The sequence below is a fragment of the Ochrobactrum teleogrylli genome, from assembly GCF_006376685.1.
Taxonomy (GTDB): Bacteria; Pseudomonadota; Alphaproteobacteria; order Rhizobiales; family Rhizobiaceae; genus Brucella; species Brucella teleogrylli.
Genome location: NZ_VEWL01000002.1, coordinates 226023 through 244032, shown reverse-complemented (window position 1 = coordinate 244032; position 18010 = coordinate 226023). Strand labels below are relative to the sequence as shown.

Sequence of the window (18010 nt, the reverse complement as noted above, 5' to 3'; positions counted from 1 at the left end):
GCGGTCAGGGTGTCGGAAAGGAAAAGGCGCGGGGATTAGCCCGCGCCTTCATTGTGTGACTCAGAGCTTGTCCAGCAGCTCCTGGGTTGGCCAGGAATCGGCCGGCATGCCAAGCCGCATCTGTTCGGCGCGCACGGCATCGCGGGTCAGGAGACCGTAAACGCCGTCGATCTTCGCGCCCATATCATAGCCGCGCGCCTGAAGCTTGGTTTGCAGCTCCTTCATCTGGTCCTGCGTCAGACCCGGAATTGGATTGCCGGGATCGAATGCAGGTGCACCCGCGAGGCGGGTCGCAAAATAGGCTGCGGTTGTGGCGTAGACGATGGATTTGTTCCATTCGACGAAGACGTCGAAATTCGCATAGGACAGGAAGGCCGGGCCCTTGCGGCCCAGCGGCAGCAGCAGCGAGGCATCGCCGTCATCCGGCCCAAGCGGACCCTTCAGGCCGGTCACGCCCTGCGCGGCCCACCAGGAGTGCGGCTTGCGGTTGGTGCGGATGGCTTCTTCCCAAGGCAAATCCTTGGTGATGCGCACTTCTTCCAGCCACGGCTGGCCGCGTTTCCAGCCAAGTTCCGAAATCATGCGACCGGCGGTCATCATGGCGTCGGGAACGCTGTTCTTCAGATCGACCTTGCCGTCACCGTCGCCATCGACGCCGCGCTCCAGATAATCCTTGGGCAGAAGCTGCATCATGCCGATTTCGCCAGCCCATGCGCCGGTCGTGCTCGCATCGACAACGCCCGTGTCGAACAGCTTGAGCAGCGCGATCAGCTGCGGACGGAAAAGGTCCGGGCGGCGGCAGTCGTAGGAAAGGGTAACAAGCGCATTCAGCGTGTCGAAATCGCCCTGAATCGCGCCGTAGTCGGTTTCAAGGCCCCAGAAGGCAGCGAGAACGGGACCCGGCACGCCATAGGTGTCTTCGACTTTCTTGAAGACATCGGCATATTTGACCAGATTTTCCTGGCCTTTTTTCAGGCGCGCTTCGGAGATGAGGCGCTTGGAAAATTCGGTGAAGGTCAGGTTGAAGACGGTCTGCTTGCGATCCCGGTCGAGCACCTTCTGTTCAAGCGAGGCCTTGTGCAGCTCGCTGATGCCCTTGTCGCCGACGCCAGCTTCACGCGCTTCCTTGGCCAGATTTTCGACCCACTGGCCGAGATCGGTTTCGCATTCGGGCTTGGGCATGTTCACGGCAGTTTCAGCCGGAGCCGCAGGTGCCGGAGACGCACTGGCGGTCTGCGCATGCGACACAGCGGTCGAAGCGAGCAGGGCGGCTGTCATGATGGAAGCAACAAACTTCATCGGTAACTCACACTATTTTGCAGGGCACAGGCTTGCCCTTCCGGGAATTGTTAAAGCTATTGCCCCAACAAGACCCGGAAATGAAGCAAAACTTGGTGCGATCAGCCAAACGGGCCCGTCTTAACGGCCCTTGTTGCTTTCCAGCCACTTTTTCCATGTGGCTGCGTCGCCCGCGAAGACATTGATATCCGCGTCGCCCTTGATGCCCGGAATGCTGCCCGTGCCGGTATATTGCCAGAAAGTCCACGGATGCGGGCCGTATTTTTCGTCCGGGTGGCCCGCGACCGAGCGCAGCCAGAACGGATAGTCTGGAAGCTGGCGCAGGTCGTTATCGTCGAAGAAATCGACGGTCGTGTAGATGATCGGACGCTTGCCGTAATGCTTTTCGAGCGCTGAAAGGAAGATGCGCATTTCCTTGCGCACAACCGCCGCATTGGGCCGCAATTTGCAGGTCGGCGATTGCGGGTTCCATTCCATGTCGAGAACGGGCGGCAGCGCGGACGGGTCGCGCGGCACGTTCTGAATATACCAGCGCGCCTGTTCGATGGCCGGACGGCAGAAATAATAGAAATGATAGGCGCTGCGGGGAATGCCCGCCTCGCGTGTGCCATTCCAGTGTTGGGCAAAGCGGTCGTCCAGACGGTCGCCGCCTTCCGTCGCTTTGATAAAGGCAAAGGAAATGCCGCTGGCGCGGACCGCGCTCCAGTCCACACTGGTCTGGTATTTCGAAACGTCAGTGCCGTGGATCGGATAGTGCCAGGGCGTCTTGCCGGTCCAGTCATGCGGATCGCGGTCGCCGAAGCGCGGCGCCTTCACCGATCCCGATGGAGGTGGGATGCGGGCGACCGTGCCGTTCTTTTTCACATCGGAAAAATCGTAATCCACTGTCGTACAGGCCGAAAGCAGAAAAACGCCCATGCAGGAGGCAAAGCAGGGGCCAAGAAAATTGCGGCTGGCCAGACGGCTCATGAGACGTTTCATGCAGGGTTTCCGGTGTCGCGAATCAGTCCCTACAACGGTTACGCGATCCGCACCCGGTCGTCACCAGCCTGTGGCGTTGTTGCTCCTAATTTTATGCAAAAGCCCGGATGACGGCGATCCACGCAAAGCCGCGATAAAGCACGCGGCGTTCCACTGTGAGGCCGCGTTCGGCAGCAAGCCATTCGCACACGGCGAACATGTCCTGACGCGGCGTGACATGAAACCAGTCGAGCCATTTATAGAGCCCGCGCTTGAACCATCGGGGCAGGCGGCTTTGATCGCCGAAATCGACGATATGCAACTCGCCTTGTGGCGCCAGATGGCGAATGCTCTCGCGGATGACCGATTGCCATTGCGGGATCATCGATATGGCATAGGAAATGAAGATACGGTCGAAGCCTGTTTGATGGAAAAGCTGTTCGGGATCGAACTGCGCCGCATCGGCGCGTTCCAGCCGGGTGCGGCTTTCGATGCCCGCACGTTTGGCGGCACTGCGGGCCGTATCCAGCATTTCTGCTGAAATATCGATGCCATAGAGTTTGGCATCGGGGTAGTGTTCGGCCGTCTTGACGAGGTTGCGGCCCGTGCCGCAACCGATTTCCAGAACGCTGCCGCCGTCCGGCACATTGAGCGTCGCGATCATCTCGTCGCGCCCCAGCAGGTAATATTTGCGGGTCGCATCATAAAAGTGGCGCTGGCGGCGATAGACCCGGTCCATCAGCCGCGCATGACTTGCGCCCTGACTGTTGCCCTGCGTGCCTTCAGTATTTTGCAGCATGTCACGCGTCCTTCAGGACATAAAGGTGAAAGCCGCCATAAATCGACGAGCGGTCGCGGTCATGCAATGCGCGGGATTCGTCTTCGCGGTATTCCCAGTGGTCGAGAATTTCCGGCGCGACGCGACCGGGCAGCAGGCTCGGCTCGGCGGCAGTGCGGAAAATCACGCGAGCGCCCGGTGCGGCAGTGCGTGTGATTTCGCTCCAAACGGCATTCAGCTGGCTGTCGTTCATCCAGTCTTGCGCGTCGAGAAGGATATAGCGATCCACCGATGCGGCGGGTTTGGCGGCCAGAAAGTCGGTGTAATTGGCGTTCTGCACCGTCATGCGGCCGGCGCGGGCGCGGACTGTTTCGAAATTGGCGCGCGACAGATAAGGCGGCAGAGGGCCGGTTTCTTCGTTGCCGCTATAGCCGCGTCCGAAAGCCTGCCAGGCAAAGTAGTTTTCCGTCAGCGGAAAGCCGCAGGCGAGCTTTTCAAGGCGGCTGCGCAGCACCTCGGCCATATTGCCGTTTCCGGCGGTGGCCAGCGCATCATATTGCTGGGGCGGAATGCCAAGACCGAACAGCGAGGATTTGCGTGCGGTTGCCCAGCGCACCATGCGTTTTTCGAACAAGGGCGCAAGTGCGGTGTCGAAGAAGCTGCGCTGTTCTTCCATGCTGCGCGATTTGAGAATATCGCGCGGATCAATGCCATAGAGCCGCGCCACGCGATGGCCCATGCCGATGAATACGCCGAGCAGGCCGTGACGGTAAAGATCGCGCCAGAAGATGGAAATGCGCTGGCGACCGTTCCACTTGCGCTTTTCCCAGTAAGCGCGGCTTTCGGCATCAAGATGCGGACGCACGAAGCGCTTATAGGCAGCCAGATTGGTCTTGTCGTCAGCCTTGCCATAGAAGCGGTAAAAGGCGCTGTAATCTGGCAGGTTCTTGAGCGCGGCCAGCTTCAGCCGGTTGAAGGCGACATGAGCCTCGTTGAGATCAACGGCCTCGACGCGGGCGGGATCGGCGGTGAGATAGGAAAGCGCGTTACAGCCGCCAGACGCGATAGTGACGATGCGATGACCGGGCTGAATGGCGAGGGCCGCCATGTCCACATCCGGATCTTCCCAGATTTGCGGATAGACCAGCCCCTTAAAGAGCCAGGCAAACAATCGTTCCGAAAAACCCGCGCGGGAAAGCGCATGGTTCTGGGTTACTGCACGCTTCAGAATAGTACCGTCGGCTGATTGGTCGGCCATGAATTCCCCTTTGGGACGAATCCCGTGCTTGGTTTCAAAAAAGTTAAACACGGGGCATGACACCGCTGTGACATGGGGGATTGACGGACTAATGATCGCTTCTGACTGGGAAATGCGGGATTAAGTGTCTGCAATATTGGCGTTTTATTACGGACAGTAAGACTAATTGAGAGAACCTTTCCTTTGGTCTGCCGTTTTCTTTTGTGACGGTGGGTATCGACAGGAGTTCTGTGCCTGATCCAACCGCAAAAGTGCCCGACCGGTAAGAAGCCGGATGGACACGAAGAAAGCTATGAAAAGAGCAGAGGGGTGTCTGCGCAAACTGCGCCATGCTCAACAGGGATGAGCTCGGATCGAGCAACCCACGCTAGGAAGGAGAGCCAAAATGAAGAAGTTTCTGATTACATCTGTTGCCGCTGTATCGCTTCTGGGCCTTGCCGCCTGCAACGACAAGAAGGATGACGGCGCAAGCAACGCTCCGGCACCGGCCCCGACGACGCCGGCCGCACCTTCGAACAATGATACGAACACCACGCCTGCAACACCGGCTCCGGCAAATCCGGGCACGGGTACGGGCGGTACTGGTACTGCGCCTGCTAATTAAGCTCGGGTGCTATTTTGTATCAATAAAGCGCGGGCAAGTTACGGCTGGTGAGCTGTCATAGACCCGTGTGGTAAACGTCATACGAATGGCGATCCGGGAAACTGGATCGCCATTTGTCCCAGAAGGAAGTGTAATGCATGAACGATCCCGCGGCATTTTACGGGAAAGACGGCGCGCAAGCGATTTCCGTGTTTAAACGCAGGCTATCTTCGGTTATGGCTTTGGTCATGAACCGTAACACCCTGTTTTTCGTTGCCGCCATTGTTCTGGTTGCGCTTGCTGCTTGCGGCAAGGGCAACGAGGAAAAGGCTGCCGCTCCGGCGCAGGACGGCGCTGCTGTTTCCCAGCCTGCCGCACCAGCGGAAGGCGCATCGGAAAAAGAGGGGCCAGATCTCGTCAAGGCACTGCGCGAGGACGCCGGCGTGACCACGCCCGAAGAACAGGCGGCTGCCATCGAACGCGCCCGCACTAATGCCGAATCTGCCGCAAAGGCTGTCGGGCAAAATGCCGAGCAGGCCCAGGCCGCCGGAGAAGCTGCCGCCGCGACGGCACAACGCTCCTTCAATGAACGCCAGAACGCCGTTCAATCCAATTAATTGGGAACAGCGTTCTCCTTTTTTGGTTTACACCATAACAGTTCAGGGCATTTCTTATCACAGACCGGTGATAAGCGCATATAAATCATTGTTTTTTCGACTTCGCTTCATGCAGGCGGTTTCCAGCCGCGACGGAATTTTGTAGAAAAGCCCCATGTCGATTTGGGTTCGCATCGGTGAGTTTGTGGCGTCAGTGACGTCGAACGCCATTACAGGCGTTATCGAGGCTGTGCGCACCGTTTTTGAAGGCGATGCCGATACGCGCAGGCGGGTGGCCTTCTCGATTGCCATGATCGCGCTCTCCGCAAAAATGGCGAAGGCCGACGGCGTGGTCACGCAGGACGAGATACGCGCTTTCCAGGATATTTTTGCGGTGCCGCAGGAAGAAACCGCGCATGTCGCCCGGCTTTACGATCTGGCCAAGCAGGATGTGGCGGGTTTCGAAAGCTATGCGCGCCAGCTGGCCGGACTTTGTCAGGAAGGCCAGACCGAGTGCCATCTTCTGGAAGATATTCTCGACGGACTGTTTCATATCGCCAAGGCGGATGGCTATGTCCATGAAAAGGAATTGGCATTTCTAACCGAAGTCGCCGGTATTTTCGGCTTTGACGAGGTTGCCTTCGACCGCATCGCGATCCGGCATGTGCAGCGTGGCGAGGGCGATCCTTATGCCATTCTGGGTCTTGAACGCGGGGTGTCGTTTGATACTGCGCGCAGCCGCTACCGTTCGCTGGTCAAGCAGCACCATCCCGACCGGCTGGTTGCCGAAGGTTTGCCGCTCGAATTTATTGCTATTGCCAATGCGCGCCTTGCTGCCATAAACGCGGCTTGGGCGAGCATAGAAAAGCATTTGGAGGCTGCGTGATGCAGACGTCGAGCGACGCAACCGGATTTCAGGATGAGGAATTGGCGGAACTGGCGCTGGAAAAGCCCGATTTTCCCGATGCCACGCTCGATCCTTCGCCCAATTTCGGCCCGCGCCGTGACGGCAAGACGCCGGTTTTTCTGATCCAGCATTATACCGGCCTTGCGACCGCGCAGGAGGCGATCGACATTCTGAAATCGCCCGAAATGCAGGTCTCGGCTCACTATCTCGTTCTAGAGGACGGGAAGGTGTTGCAGATGGTTTCGGAAAAGGCCCGCGCCTGGCATGCGGGCAAGAGCTTCTGGAAGGGCGAGACCGACATCAATTCGGCCTCTATCGGCATCGAAATCGTCAATCCGGGCGTTCTGCAAGACTATCCGCCGTTTAAGGATGCGCAGATCGAGGCGGTGATCCGTCTCAGCCGCGATATTTGTGCACGCCACGCCATCGCGCCGGAAAACGTGCTGGCGCATTCGGACATCGCACCGGCGCGCAAGACCGATCCCGGCCAGAGCTTTCCGTGGAAACGTCTGCATGAGGCGGGTGTCGGGCATTATGTGGAGCCGACGCCGATCCGCGGCGGACGGTTTCTGGCGCGGGGCGAACAGGGGCAGCCGGTGGAGGCTTTGCAGTCCATGCTGGCGCTCTACGGCTATGGAATTGAGATCACCGGTATCTTCGATGAAGCCACGGAAATCGTGGTTAAGGCATTTCAGCGTCACTTTCGGCCACAAAATGTAGACGGTGTGGCCGATGTTTCTACCATAGATACCCTCTACAGGCTGATTTTTTCCCTGCAAAATGTTACCGCCTGATCAAGCAGTATCCATCGGGCGTCTTTCGCAATTTAATTAGAATTTCGTTCAAAATTTCAAAAATTTAGCCGAATCACCTTTTAGACCTCGCTTAAGTGACGGGGCGTCGACTCACGTCCGATTGAGTCGGTTTTGTTACAACCTGTAAGACGATTTTACTTTTGCAACCAATCTTCGGCTGCATTTCCCCTTCAGATCATCGATCAATCCCAGCGGAAATGGGCCTCGAGAGCTCATACCGGACGGGACCCGAATAAACGGATCGTCTCCCCCCAAGACGGGCGGTCCCCCATAAGAAACGTTCCAAGACGGTAGGTTATGAAAGTAAAATTTGTTATTGTTAGCGCCCTTGTTGGCGCGATGAGTTCGTTTGGCCTGAATCCGGCGCTTAGCGCCCCTGCAAGTGAACCAACCAACCTCGTAGCACTTCTCAAGGCGCGTCAGCAGAACAAAGTTGCTGAGGCCGACAAGGCGAAGCCTTCGGTCAAAAAGGCGTCCGTCATCACCAACCGCGCAGCCCCCGCAGGCAAGGGTTCGCGTTCCGGTTCGTCCAAGTCCGGTGGTGCCAGCCGTTCGGTCAAGAGCGGCAGCGGCTACTCACAGATCATCAACCGCTACGCTTCCACTTATGGCGTACCGTCCTCGCTCGCTCATGCGGTCGTGCGTCACGAAAGCAATTTCCAGCCGAATGTGCGCGGTGCTGCAGGCGAAATCGGCCTGATGCAGATCAAGCTCTCGACGGCGCGCGCCATGGGCTATTCCGGCTCGGCCAAGGGGCTTTATGAGCCTGCCACTAACATCCAGTACGGCATGAAATACCTCGCCATGGCCCAGAAGCTTGGCGGCGGCAGCACCTGCGGCACGATCCTGAAATACAATGCCGGTCATGGTGCAAAGCGCATGAACCCGATCTCTGCGAAATATTGCAGCTCGGTGAAGGCATATATGGCCGGACTTTAAGCATCGCTTTTGGAGTTCGCTCCAGAATTTGCGTCGGCGGTTGCGTAGAGTTTCAAGCCGTTTGATGTGAACGAAAAGCCGGTAGCGGTTTTGCTACCGGCTTTTTTGTTGCTTTTTCGGGCAGAAGCGAATTTATACGCGGTGTCAGTCGGTCGGGCAGCCGCGCTTGTCATATGCCGAAAGGCGGCAGGTGAGGAAAGTCCGGGCTCCAGGGAAACACGGTGCCGGGTAACGCCCGGCGGGGGTGACCCCAGGGATAGTGCCACAGAAAGTAAACCGCCTCGTCTTCCGTATCGTTGTGCAGAAGCTGCAACGACAGGGATGACGAGGTAAGGGTGAAAGGGTGGGGTAAGAGCCCACCGCGTCTGCAGCAATGCAGACGGCACGGTAAACCCCACCGGGAGCAAAACCGAATAGGGACGGCGCGCCGGTTCGCAAGGACCGGCAATCGGTTTCCGGATCAGTCGTCCGGGTGGGTTGCAAGAGGCGGGTGGCAACATCCGTCCCAGATGAATGGCTGCCACGTCGGGCGAAAGCCCGGCCATACAGAACCCGGCTTACAGACCGGCTGACACTTCTTCGATAGCGAAAAAGCCCGGCTTTGAGCCGGGCTTTTTGCTTGTGCGCAGTTGCTTGGGAGGCGTTGCGCGGATCCTTCATTTTAACGCGCATCTTTTCCGAAAACCGTTTCACACTTTTCGGGATGCGCTGGATTAATCAGATCGGTACGCCGGTGAAGAAGTCATAGATGAGCTTCAGGTTCAAAACGACGATGATGACCGCAGTGATGGCGGCCAGAATGGTGACCCAGCGTGGTGCGACCAGCGATCCCATCTTCTTCTTTTCCGCCGTGAACATGACCAGCGGTATGACCGCGAAGGGCAATTGCAGGCTGAGTACAACTTGCGACAGGATCAGGAGTTCCGTCGTGCCCTGCGAACCGTACATGATCGTCACAACAGCCGCGGGCACAATGGCCACAAAACGGGTGATGGCACGGCGCAGCCACGGCTTCAACCGGATACGGATAAAACCTTCCATGACGATCTGCCCCGCCATGGTGGCGGTTATGGTCGAATTCAGGCCGCAGCACAGAAGCGCGATGGCAAAAAGCGTGGGGGCAAGCGATGATCCGAGCAGCGGGTTGAGCAGGGCATGCGCCTTGTCGAGGTCTTCCACGCCGGTATTGCCGGTCGCATTGAAGCTGGCTGCGGCGAGGATCAGGATCGATGCATTGACCAGCAGCGCGAATGTCAGCGCGATGGTGGAATCAAGCGTCGAATAGCGGATGGCTTCGCGCTTTTCAGCGGTTGTGTGTCCATAGTCGCGGGTCTGCACGATGCCCGAATGCAGATATAGATTATGCGGCATGACCGTCGCGCCGATAATGCCGAGCGCTATATAAAGCATGTCCGGGTTGCGGATGATCTCGACCGTTGGCGCAAATCCGAGAATGACCTCGTTCCATTTCGGCTGCGCCATCAGGATCTGGATCAGGAAACAGAGCGCGATGACGGCCAGAAGCGTCATGATGAGCGCCTCGACGCGGCGGAAGCCCTTATTTTGCAGATAGAGCACCAGAAGCACGTCGGCGGCGGTGATAATGACACCGAGTTCGAGCGGAATGCCGAACAGAAGGTTGAGGCCGATGGCTGTGCCAATGACTTCGGCAAGATCGGTGGCGCAGATCGCCAGTTCCGCCAGCAGCCAGAGCGGCCAGGCGAGAAAACGGGGATAGGCGTCGCGGCAGGCCTGCGCCAAATCGCGGCCAGTCGCGATTGCGAGCCGTGTGCAGAGCGCCTGCAACAAAACGGCCATTAGGTTGGACAGCAGCACGACCGACAGCAGCGCATAGCCGAAGCGGGAACCACCGGCGAGCGAGGTCGCCCAGTTCCCGGGGTCCATATAGCCGACGGCGACCAGATAGCCAGGGCCGACAAAGGCCATGGCCTTGCGAAAGCGCGACCCGGAGCGGTTGACCGCCACGGAGCGATGAACATCGGACATTGAGGCTTCGCCGCGATCCCGCCGCCAGCCTTCAAAAGTGACGTCATGACCTTCGGAGGGGCCCGCTCCATGGGGTGTCATGCTAAATACCTTTATTACCAATATGCACTTGCAAACTATTTGCATTTAATAATGGCAGACGGGTGGCGCGTCAATAGGGGGAGGAGGAAGGGCAGTAGGGGAATAGGGGAATAGGGGAATAGGGGAATAGGGGAATAGGGTAGGAACTCGTAGCCCCGAAAAAAACGCTTGCGCTGACAAAGCGCTCGCGATCCTCTTCCCTTACTCCCTTACTCCCTTACTCCCTTACTCCCTTACTCCCTTACTCCCTTACTCCCTTACTCCCTTACTCCCCTCAATATTCCTGTGCGCTCATGTAAAGGATAACGCTTCATTAAGCTTAATATCCGATAACTGACGAACGAATCCGTCATGACGACAAATGGTCGGAATCCGCAGACAGAAAACAGGATAGCGGGGGCAACTCCCGGGAAAGGAACGGAATGATGGCGAGCCTCGGCGGAGACAAATCTCAAGCCGAAGGGGCTGAAGTCCGTCACGTTCCGGTGTTGATCTCCGAGGTGATTGACGCTCTCAAGCCCAAGCCCGACGAAGTCATCGTCGACGGCACCTTTGGGGCAGGCGGCTACACCCGTCGCATATTGGACGAGGGCGCCGAAGTGATCGCGATCGACCGCGATCCGACGGCCATCGAAGCCGGACGCGCCATCGAAAAGCAGTTTCCAGGGCGTCTGCATCTGGTGGAAAGCCGGTTTTCGGCACTGGATTCAGCCGTTGCGCATGTGAAGGGAGCAGGCAGCAAAGTGGATGGCGTTGTGCTCGATATCGGTGTTTCGTCGATGCAGATCGATGAAGCCGAGCGCGGCTTCTCCTTCCAGAAGGACGGGCCGCTCGACATGCGCATGTCCAGCAAAGGTCCCAGCGCTGCCGATGTTGTTAATCGCCTGAAGATGGGCGATCTGGCGCGCATTTTCAATTTCCTCGGTGAGGAGCGTCATGCAGGGCGCATCGCGCGGATGATCGAGAAGCGCCGCGAGGCGCAGCCGTTCACCCGCACGCTTGATCTCGCCAATGCGATTGAAACGCTGGTCGGTCGTAATCCCAAAGTGCCTATCCATCCTGCGACGCGCGTGTTTCAGGCATTGCGCATCTACGTGAATGATGAGTTGGGTGAACTGGCCCGCGCATTGCTGGCAGCCGAACAGGTTTTAAAGCCCGGCGGTCGGCTGGTGGTGGTGACGTTCCATTCGCTCGAAGACCGCATGGTGAAGCGCTATTTCGCGGATCGTGCAGGCGGCAGTGCGGGTTCGCGGCATATGCCCGAAACCCATGTGCGCCATCCAAGTTTCACGCCCGCCGTCAAGGGCGCTGTCGGGCCGACGCCGGAAGAAGAAGCCCGCAATCCACGTGCGCGCTCGGCGAAGCTGCGCGCAGGAGTGCGGACTGATAATCCGTCGCTTGAAGATGATCTTTCGCTGTTCGGGCTTCCCAAACTGCCTGAAACGCATGAACTAAGCCGGAGTTGAACGAGTGCTGCGTACTTTCGATCTCATCATGATTGCGGCGATGTTGGTGGCAGCGGCTGTCACCTACACCATCAAGTATGACGCGGAAAAGCAGATCGCGGTCATTGCCAAGCTGACGCGTCAGATCAATTCCGAGCGCGACACGATCACGCTGCTGCGCGCCGACTGGGCGCTCATGACCCAGCCGGGCCGTCTGCAAAGCCTGACGGGCGTTTATGAAAAAGAACTGAACCTGCAGCCCATCGTGGCCGAGCAGCTCATTTTGAGCGCCGGTGACATTCCGGAGCGTCCGTTGGACGACATTCAGAAAATCATCTCCGGCACCGATGAACTGGTGGCAAGCGGCGTCCTCGAACAGGACAAGATCACGACCGGCAGCGTCAAGAAGAGCGGGGCAAAGCACTGATCATGCGGCTGAAACTCGGTCTTTCAAAAAAGAAAAAGCAGGATATGATGGACGGCATGGAGCCGGTCGGCGATGAAAAGCTGGCTGGCAACATGGCTTTTGTCGGGTCGCGTAAAAAGCACGGCAATCGTGCGCGCAACCGTTTGTGGATGGCGATTGCCTGCTTCGTCGGCATTTATGGCGTGATTGGCGGCAAGCTCGTCTATTTCGGCATGATCGGCGGTGAGGACGAAGATGCTTCCGGTCCAGCGGTGCAGCAGCTTGCCTCGCGCCCGGATATTCTGGATCGCAACGGCGAAATTCTCGCGACCGATATCAACACCGCTTCGCTCTACGCCGAACCGCGCAAGATCGTCGATCCCGACGAAACCATCGAAATGCTCTCCACGGTGCTACCCGATCTCGATTGGGAGGCGACCTATAAGCGCCTCAAGAGCGGCGCGGGCTTTGTCTGGGTCAAGCGCGGCCTGACGCCGAAGCAGCAGAGCCAGATCATGGCGCTGGGCGTTCCGGGCATCGGTTTCCGCACCGAAAAGCGCCGCTTCTATCCGGGCGGTCCTACCGCATCCCACATTCTCGGTCTGGTCAATGTCGATAATCAGGGCATTGCCGGTATGGAAAAATATATCGACAGCCAGGGCCTGACCGATCTCCGTCTTGCCGGTCTTGCGACCGGTCAGTCGCTGGAGCCGGTGCGTCTGTCCATCGATATTCGCGTGCAGCACATCATGCGCGACGTTCTGGTCAAGGCCATGGAGCGCTATCGCGCCATTGCTGCCGGCGCCGTTGTTCTCAACATCAAGACCGGCGAAGTGATCGCCATGGCCTCGGTGCCGGATTTCGATCCGAACAACCCGGTCAATGCGCTCGACAAGGATCGCCTCAACCGCATGTCGGCGGGCACCTATGAAATGGGCTCGACTATCAAGACCTTCACGACGGCGATGGCGCTCGATTCCGGCAAGTTCACCTTGCAGTCGAAGCTCGATGCGACGCGTCCGCTGGTGTTCGGTCGCCAGACCATCCGCGACTTCCACGGCAAGGGCCGCTGGCTGACGCTGCCGGAAGTCTTCATCTATTCGTCGAACATCGGTTCCGGTCGCGAAGCCGATGCCGTCGGCATCGAAGGCCACCGCGCCTTCCTCAAGAAGATGGGTCTTCTTGACCGCATGCAGACGGAATTGCCGGAAGTGGCGCGTCCCGTTGAGCCGCGCGTCTGGAAGAAGGTCCATTCGATGACCATCTCGTTCGGTCACGGCATGATGACGACCCCGTTGCAGACTGCGGTGGGTGCGGCAGCGTTGATGAACGGTGGCAAGCTGTTCAACCCGACCTTCCTGATGCGTTCTCAGGCTGAGACCGTCGCGCTGGGAGAGAAGCAGGTCGTTCATCCACAAGTTTCTGCTGATATGCGTTATCTCTACCGCCTCAATGCCACGGCGCCGGGCGGTTCGGGCAAGCGCGCAGCCGTTCCGGGCTATCGTGTCGGTGGAAAGACGGGTACGGCTGAAAAGGTGGTTCACGGTCGCTATTCGAAGGATTCGCGCTTTAACGCCTTCCTTGCCGCGTTTCCGATCGAAGATCCGGCCTATGTGGTGCTGACCATCATCGACGAGCCGAAGCCGGAACAGGGCAAATTCGGCGCGACCGCGGGCTTCAATGCTGCGCCGATGGTCTATGAAATCATCAGTCGCTCGGCATCCTTCCTCGGGGTCAAACCGAACTTCGAACTGGATGCGCTACCGGCAACTGTTAGCAATGTAAGCGGCGGGCCTGATTTAAAACAGGAATTGCCGCCAGCAATGGTTTCCAACGAATACGACTGATTCGTGTGGTGCAGCTTCAGGCCGCGAGGCCACTTTGGGTACGACGCAACGGAATTTGGATTTGATTGCCATGAAACTGAAGGAAATCGCTCTTTTTAAGGAACTGGCCTCCGGCAATGACGGTGAGGTTGAAATCACGGGCGTTACCTCGGATTCCCGCAAGGTCGAACGCGGTTTTCTCTTTGCCGCGCTGAAAGGCGTGAAGGCGGATGGAGCGGCATTCGCTGCGGATGCGATCAAACGCGGCGCTGCCGCCGTCATCGCCGCCAAGGATGCAACCATCGCCGATGCGGGCGTGCCAGTCTTGCATGTAGACGATCCGCGTCATGCGCTGGCCACCGCTGCGGCGCAGTTCTATGGCAAGCAGCCTGAAATCATGGTTGCCGTTACGGGCACGAGCGGCAAAACCTCCGTTGCTTCCTTCACGCGTCAGATATGGGCCTATGCAGGCTTCCCCGCTGCAAACATCGGCACGACAGGCGTGTTTTCGCCGACCCGCAGCGACTATAATTCGCTGACGACGCCCGATCCGGTGGAGTTGCAGCGCGTTCTGACCGAACTTGCCGATGAAGGCGTGACCCATGCCGCGATGGAAGCTTCTTCGCACGGGCTGGACCAGCGCCGTCTCGACGGCGTGAAACTCGCCGCTGGCGCCTTTACCAATCTTGGCCGCGACCATATGGATTATCACGCGACCATCGAAGAATATCTCGGCGCGAAAATGCGCCTGTTCGATACGCTGCTGCCGAAGGGTGCGCCTGCGATCATCTTTTCGGACGATCATTTCTCGCAACAGGCCATCGATGCGGCGACCGCTGCCGGTTGTGACGTGAAGACCGTCGGCCGCAAGGGCAGTTTCATCAATCTGAAGCGCGTCGAGCATGAGCGATTCCGCCAGCATGTGGAAGTGCGCATCGGCGACGAAATCTTTGAAATCGAGCTGCCGCTGGCCGGTGATTTCCAGGTGGCGAATGCGCTGGTCGCAGCCGGTCTCGCTATGGTTACGGGCGTGCCCGCTGCCGCCGCCATGCGCGCGCTGGAACGCCTGAAGGGCGCGCCGGGCCGTCTCGATCTGGTGGGTGCGACCGAAGATGGCGCACCAGCCTATGTCGATTATGCGCATAAGCCGGAAGCGCTTGAAAATGTTCTGACTTCGGTTCGCCCATTCACCACGGGCCGCGTGATTGTCGTGTTCGGTTGCGGCGGTGATCGTGACAAGGGCAAGCGCCCGATCATGGGCGAAATCGCCTCGCGTCTTGCCGATGTGGTGATCGTCACGGACGACAATCCGCGTTCGGAAGTGCCGGCGCAGATTCGCTCCGAGATCATGGCCGCGGCAACCGGAGCGACCGAAATCGGCGATCGCCGCGAAGCGATCTTCACGGCTGTGTCCATGATGATGCCGGGCGACACGCTGGTGGTTGCGGGCAAGGGACATGAGGAAGGCCAGATCGTTGGCAACATCACCTTGCCGTTCTCCGATCATGCGGAAGTCGCAGCCGCACTGGCTGCCCGTCTTGAGGAGCGTCAGGGATGAAAGACTGGCTGTGGTCATCGGCTGATATGGTTGAGGCCATGGGAGGCAGGCCCTTCGGCAAGCTCCCTAAAGGCATCACCGGCATTTCCATCGACAGCCGCACGCTGAAGCCCGGCGAGGCTTTTTTCGCCATCAAGGGCGACCTGTTTGACGGCCACGACTTTGCCACGGCGGCAATGGCGGCTGGCGCAGGTCTTCTGGTGGTGGCTGAGCATCGCCTGCCTGCTTTCGGCAATCTGAAAGTGCCGATGATCGTCGTGGAAGACGTGCTTGAAGCGCTGACCAAGCTGGGGATTGCATCGCGTGCGCGCTCGAAGGCGCAGATCATTGCGGTGACGGGTTCGGTCGGCAAGACGACGACCAAGGAAGCGCTGCGCCATGTCCTGTCCGGCGTTGGCAAGGTTCATGCCTCGGTCGCATCCTTCAACAATCATTGGGGCGTGCCGCTGACGCTCGCCCGCATGCCAGCCGATACCGATTACGGCGTGTTCGAAATCGGCATGAACCATCATGACGAAATTCGTCCGCTGGTGAAGATGGTGCGCCCGCATGTGGCGCTGATCACGCTGATCGCGCCCGCGCATCTTGGCCATTTCGCCAATCTGGAAGAAATCGCGGTCGCCAAGGCCGAGATTTTCGAAGGCATCGTACCGGGCGGCTATGCGCTGCTCAACCGTGACGACAAGCGTTTCAAGCAGTTGGAAGAACTGGCGGAGAAAGCTGGCGTCGAGCATATTTCAACCTTTGGCGAAAATGCGCGCGCCGATTATCGCCTGCGCGAAGTCAAGCTGCACCCGACATGCTCCTGCATGACGGTGAAGATCGGCAATCACGAAGCCGTCGTGAAGGTCAGCATACCGGGCCGTCATATCGTGCAGAACATGCTGGCTGTCCTTGGCGCTTGCGATCTCGTCGGCGCCGATCTCGCCAAGGTGACGATGGCGATGGCGGCCCTTTCAGCAGAAGGCGGGCGCGGCGCACAGCATGTGCTGCAACATCCCGATGGCGGCACATTCACGCTGATCGACGAAAGTTATAATGCCAATCCGACCTCCATGCGTGCGGCGCTGGCATTGCTCCAGTCGTCCAAGCCGGAAGGTCCTAAGGGACGGCGCATCGCCGTTCTCGGCGACATGCTGGAACTCGGTCGTCAGTCGGGCAAGCTGCATGCCGACCTCGCACGTCCGATCGTGGATGCCGAAGTCAGTTCACTTTTTATCGGTGGCCCTGAAATGTCGGTGCTTAAAAACGCCTTGCCGGTTGAAATTCACACCGAATACAGGCAGAGCACCGATGAATTACTGCCGCTGGTGATAAAGGCGGTCCGTCCCGGCGATGTCGTCATGGTGAAATCGTCCAAGGGAATCGGCTTCTCCAAAATCGTCAAGGCTTTCACTGCCCAGTTTCCGCCGGTCGAGCCGGCGGAATAGGCGATGGTCGAGGGAATTTTCTCCACATGCTGATGCTTCTCACCTTCTTCGCTGAACACATGACACCGCTCAACGTGTTCCGCTACATCACCTTCCGCACTGGCGGCGCGATGATTACCTCGGCGCTGATCGTGTTCCTGTTCGGCCCGACGATCATCAACTCGTTGCGCGTGCGTCAGGGGAAGGGGCAGCCGATCCGCGCCGACGGCCCGCAGACCCATTTCAAGAAAGCCGGTACGCCCACCATGGGCGGTCTGATGATCATGACCGGCATTCTCATTTCGTGCATGTTGTGGGCCAATCTCTCCAGCGTCTATGTCTGGGTGGTGCTGCTGGTCACCGTGGGCTTCGGTGCCATCGGTTTCTATGACGACTATCTCAAGGTGACGAAGCAGTCCGACAAGGGCTTTTCCGGCAAGGCGCGTCTGGGCATCGAGTTCCTGATCGCAGCGATTGCCGCCTTCGTCATCATGCGCGCCGGGCAGGAGCCTTTCTCCTCCTCGCTGACCTTCCCATTCGCCAAGCAGTTCGTCATCAATCTGAGCTGGTTCTTCATCCCGTTCGCCGCCTTCGTGATGGTCGGCGCGGGTAATGCCGTGAACCTGACCGACGGTCTCGACGGTCTGGCCATCGTGCCGGTCATGGTTGCTGCAGCTTCCTTCGGCTTCATCGCCTATCTTTCCGGTAATGCGATCTTCGCAGATTATCTGCAAATCCATTTCGTGCCGGGCACGGGTGAACTTGCCGTGGTCTTAGGCGCGGTCATTGGCGCTGGTCTTGGCTTCCTGTGGTTCAATGCGCCGCCTGCCGCTATCTTCATGGGCGATACGGGTTCGCTGGCGCTGGGCGGCATGCTCGGCACCGTGGCCGTTGCGACCAAGCATGAAATCGTGCTCGCCATCATCGGCGGACTGTTCGTGATGGAAGCGCTGTCGGTGATCATTCAGGTTGGCTCTTTCAAGCTGACCGGCAAGCGCGTCTTCCTCATGGCGCCAATTCACCACCATTTTGAAAAGAAGGGCTGGACCGAGAGCCAGGTCGTGATCCGGTTCTGGATCATCGCCATCATTCTCGCAATGATCGGCCTTTCCACCCTCAAGCTCAGATAGTCACAAGACCAGT

General features: G+C 58.5%; 15 protein-coding genes, 1 other RNA gene and 1 pseudogene. 12 read left to right on the top strand and 5 right to left on the bottom strand.

Annotated features, from left to right (window positions below; translation table 11 throughout):
- Nucleotides 1-60 precede the first annotated feature (60 nt).
- From FIC94_RS05245 to FIC94_RS05230, 4 genes are all read right to left on the bottom strand, one after another.
- On the bottom strand, nt 61-1299 hold the full coding sequence (locus FIC94_RS05245) for a lytic murein transglycosylase (protein ID WP_109369427.1): 1239 nt from the start codon (nt 1297-1299) through the stop codon (nt 61-63).
- Between the two features lie 120 nt (nt 1300-1419).
- Complete coding sequence (locus tag FIC94_RS05240) at nt 1420-2268, bottom strand: glycoside hydrolase family 25 protein (protein ID WP_121536626.1); 849 nt, start codon at nt 2266-2268, stop codon at nt 1420-1422.
- 103 nt (nt 2269-2371) lie between these two features.
- Nucleotides 2372-3058 carry a class I SAM-dependent methyltransferase gene (locus tag FIC94_RS05235; RefSeq protein ID WP_140024187.1) on the bottom strand — a complete coding sequence of 229 codons (687 nt, stop codon included), beginning with the start codon at nt 3056-3058 and terminating at the stop codon, nt 2372-2374.
- Nucleotide 3059: 1 nt separating this feature from the next.
- On the bottom strand, nt 3060-4295 hold the full coding sequence (locus FIC94_RS05230) for a BtaA family protein (protein ID WP_140024186.1): 1236 nt from the start codon (nt 4293-4295) through the stop codon (nt 3060-3062).
- 385 nt (nt 4296-4680) lie between these two features.
- Between FIC94_RS05230 and FIC94_RS05225 the strand changes: the two genes are divergently transcribed.
- From FIC94_RS05225 to rnpB, 6 genes and pseudogenes are all read left to right on the top strand, one after another.
- The gene (locus FIC94_RS05225; protein WP_109369424.1) at nt 4681-4899 is read left to right on the top strand and encodes a hypothetical protein; all 219 of its coding nucleotides are present in this window, start codon (nt 4681-4683) and stop codon (nt 4897-4899) included.
- Nucleotides 4900-5043: 144 nt separating this feature from the next.
- A pseudogene (locus FIC94_RS05220) lies at nt 5044-5495 on the top strand (antifreeze protein).
- Between the two features lie 154 nt (nt 5496-5649).
- A complete protein-coding gene (locus tag FIC94_RS05215) occupies nt 5650-6360 on the top strand; it encodes a J domain-containing protein (protein WP_109369422.1) in 711 nt (236 codons plus the stop codon).
- Nucleotides 6360-7175, top strand: coding sequence for an N-acetylmuramoyl-L-alanine amidase (locus FIC94_RS05210; RefSeq protein WP_140024184.1), 816 nt, complete (start codon nt 6360-6362; stop codon nt 7173-7175). The genes FIC94_RS05215 and FIC94_RS05210 overlap by 1 nt, the downstream gene beginning before the upstream one ends.
- A gap of 318 nt (nt 7176-7493) precedes the next feature.
- Nucleotides 7494-8135 carry a lytic transglycosylase domain-containing protein gene (locus FIC94_RS05205; RefSeq protein ID WP_140024183.1) on the top strand — a complete coding sequence of 214 codons (642 nt, stop codon included), beginning with the start codon at nt 7494-7496 and terminating at the stop codon, nt 8133-8135.
- A gap of 144 nt (nt 8136-8279) precedes the next feature.
- An RNA gene (gene rnpB, locus FIC94_RS05200) (RNase P RNA component class A) lies at nt 8280-8711 on the top strand.
- Nucleotides 8712-8852: 141 nt separating this feature from the next.
- Here rnpB and FIC94_RS05195 read toward each other — a convergent pair.
- Complete coding sequence (locus FIC94_RS05195; RefSeq protein WP_140024182.1) at nt 8853-10223, bottom strand: Nramp family divalent metal transporter; 1371 nt, start codon at nt 10221-10223, stop codon at nt 8853-8855.
- Nucleotides 10224-10645: 422 nt separating this feature from the next.
- Here FIC94_RS05195 and rsmH point away from each other — a divergent pair, with 422 nt between their 5' ends.
- The 6 genes from rsmH (at nt 10646) to mraY (ending at nt 17997) form a co-directional block, all read left to right on the top strand.
- The gene (gene rsmH / locus FIC94_RS05185; protein WP_180917910.1) at nt 10646-11689 is read left to right on the top strand and encodes a 16S rRNA (cytosine(1402)-N(4))-methyltransferase RsmH; all 1044 of its coding nucleotides are present in this window, start codon (nt 10646-10648) and stop codon (nt 11687-11689) included.
- A 4-nt stretch (nt 11690-11693) separates the two neighbouring features.
- Nucleotides 11694-12095: a cell division protein FtsL gene (gene ftsL, locus FIC94_RS05180; RefSeq protein WP_109369417.1), complete on the top strand. Its 402-nt coding sequence runs from the start codon at nt 11694-11696 to the stop codon at nt 12093-12095.
- Nucleotides 12096-12097: 2 nt separating this feature from the next.
- Nucleotides 12098-13921: a peptidoglycan D,D-transpeptidase FtsI family protein gene (locus FIC94_RS05175; protein WP_109369416.1), complete on the top strand. Its 1824-nt coding sequence runs from the start codon at nt 12098-12100 to the stop codon at nt 13919-13921.
- 64 nt (nt 13922-13985) lie between these two features.
- Complete coding sequence (locus FIC94_RS05170) at nt 13986-15458, top strand: UDP-N-acetylmuramoyl-L-alanyl-D-glutamate--2,6-diaminopimelate ligase (RefSeq protein WP_109370265.1); 1473 nt, start codon at nt 13986-13988, stop codon at nt 15456-15458.
- Nucleotides 15455-16888: a UDP-N-acetylmuramoylalanyl-D-glutamyl-2,6-diaminopimelate--D-alanyl-D-alanine ligase gene (locus FIC94_RS05165; protein ID WP_140024181.1), complete on the top strand. Its 1434-nt coding sequence runs from the start codon at nt 15455-15457 to the stop codon at nt 16886-16888. Before FIC94_RS05170 ends, FIC94_RS05165 begins: the two co-directional genes overlap by 4 nt.
- 26 nt (nt 16889-16914) lie before the next feature.
- Nucleotides 16915-17997 carry a phospho-N-acetylmuramoyl-pentapeptide-transferase gene (gene mraY / locus FIC94_RS05160; protein ID WP_109369414.1) on the top strand — a complete coding sequence of 361 codons (1083 nt, stop codon included), beginning with the start codon at nt 16915-16917 and terminating at the stop codon, nt 17995-17997.
- Nucleotides 17998-18010 lie beyond the last annotated feature (13 nt).

Bases quoted from the DNA above. Each gene is read 5' to 3' on its own strand.
- FIC94_RS05245 (WP_109369427.1), bottom strand. From the start codon at position 1,299: ATGAAGTTTGTTGCTTCCATCATGACAGCCGCCCTGCTCGCTTCGACC.
- FIC94_RS05240 (WP_121536626.1), bottom strand. From the start codon at position 2,268: ATGAGCCGTCTGGCCAGCCGCAATTTTCTTGGCCCCTGCTTTGCCTCC.
- FIC94_RS05235 (WP_140024187.1), bottom strand. From the start codon at position 3,058: ATGCTGCAAAATACTGAAGGCACGCAGGGCAACAGTCAGGGCGCAAGT.
- FIC94_RS05230 (WP_140024186.1), bottom strand. From the start codon at position 4,295: ATGGCCGACCAATCAGCCGACGGTACTATTCTGAAGCGTGCAGTAACC.
- FIC94_RS05225 (WP_109369424.1), top strand. From the start codon at position 4,681: ATGAAGAAGTTTCTGATTACATCTGTTGCCGCTGTATCGCTTCTGGGC.
- FIC94_RS05215 (WP_109369422.1), top strand. From the start codon at position 5,650: ATGTCGATTTGGGTTCGCATCGGTGAGTTTGTGGCGTCAGTGACGTCG.
- FIC94_RS05210 (WP_140024184.1), top strand. From the start codon at position 6,360: ATGCAGACGTCGAGCGACGCAACCGGATTTCAGGATGAGGAATTGGCG.
- FIC94_RS05205 (WP_140024183.1), top strand. From the start codon at position 7,494: ATGAAAGTAAAATTTGTTATTGTTAGCGCCCTTGTTGGCGCGATGAGT.
- FIC94_RS05195 (WP_140024182.1), bottom strand. From the start codon at position 10,223: ATGACACCCCATGGAGCGGGCCCCTCCGAAGGTCATGACGTCACTTTT.
- rsmH (WP_180917910.1), top strand. From the start codon at position 10,646: ATGATGGCGAGCCTCGGCGGAGACAAATCTCAAGCCGAAGGGGCTGAA.
- FIC94_RS05175 (WP_109369416.1), top strand. From the start codon at position 12,098: ATGCGGCTGAAACTCGGTCTTTCAAAAAAGAAAAAGCAGGATATGATG.
- FIC94_RS05165 (WP_140024181.1), top strand. From the start codon at position 15,455: ATGAAAGACTGGCTGTGGTCATCGGCTGATATGGTTGAGGCCATGGGA.
- mraY (WP_109369414.1), top strand. From the start codon at position 16,915: ATGCTGATGCTTCTCACCTTCTTCGCTGAACACATGACACCGCTCAAC.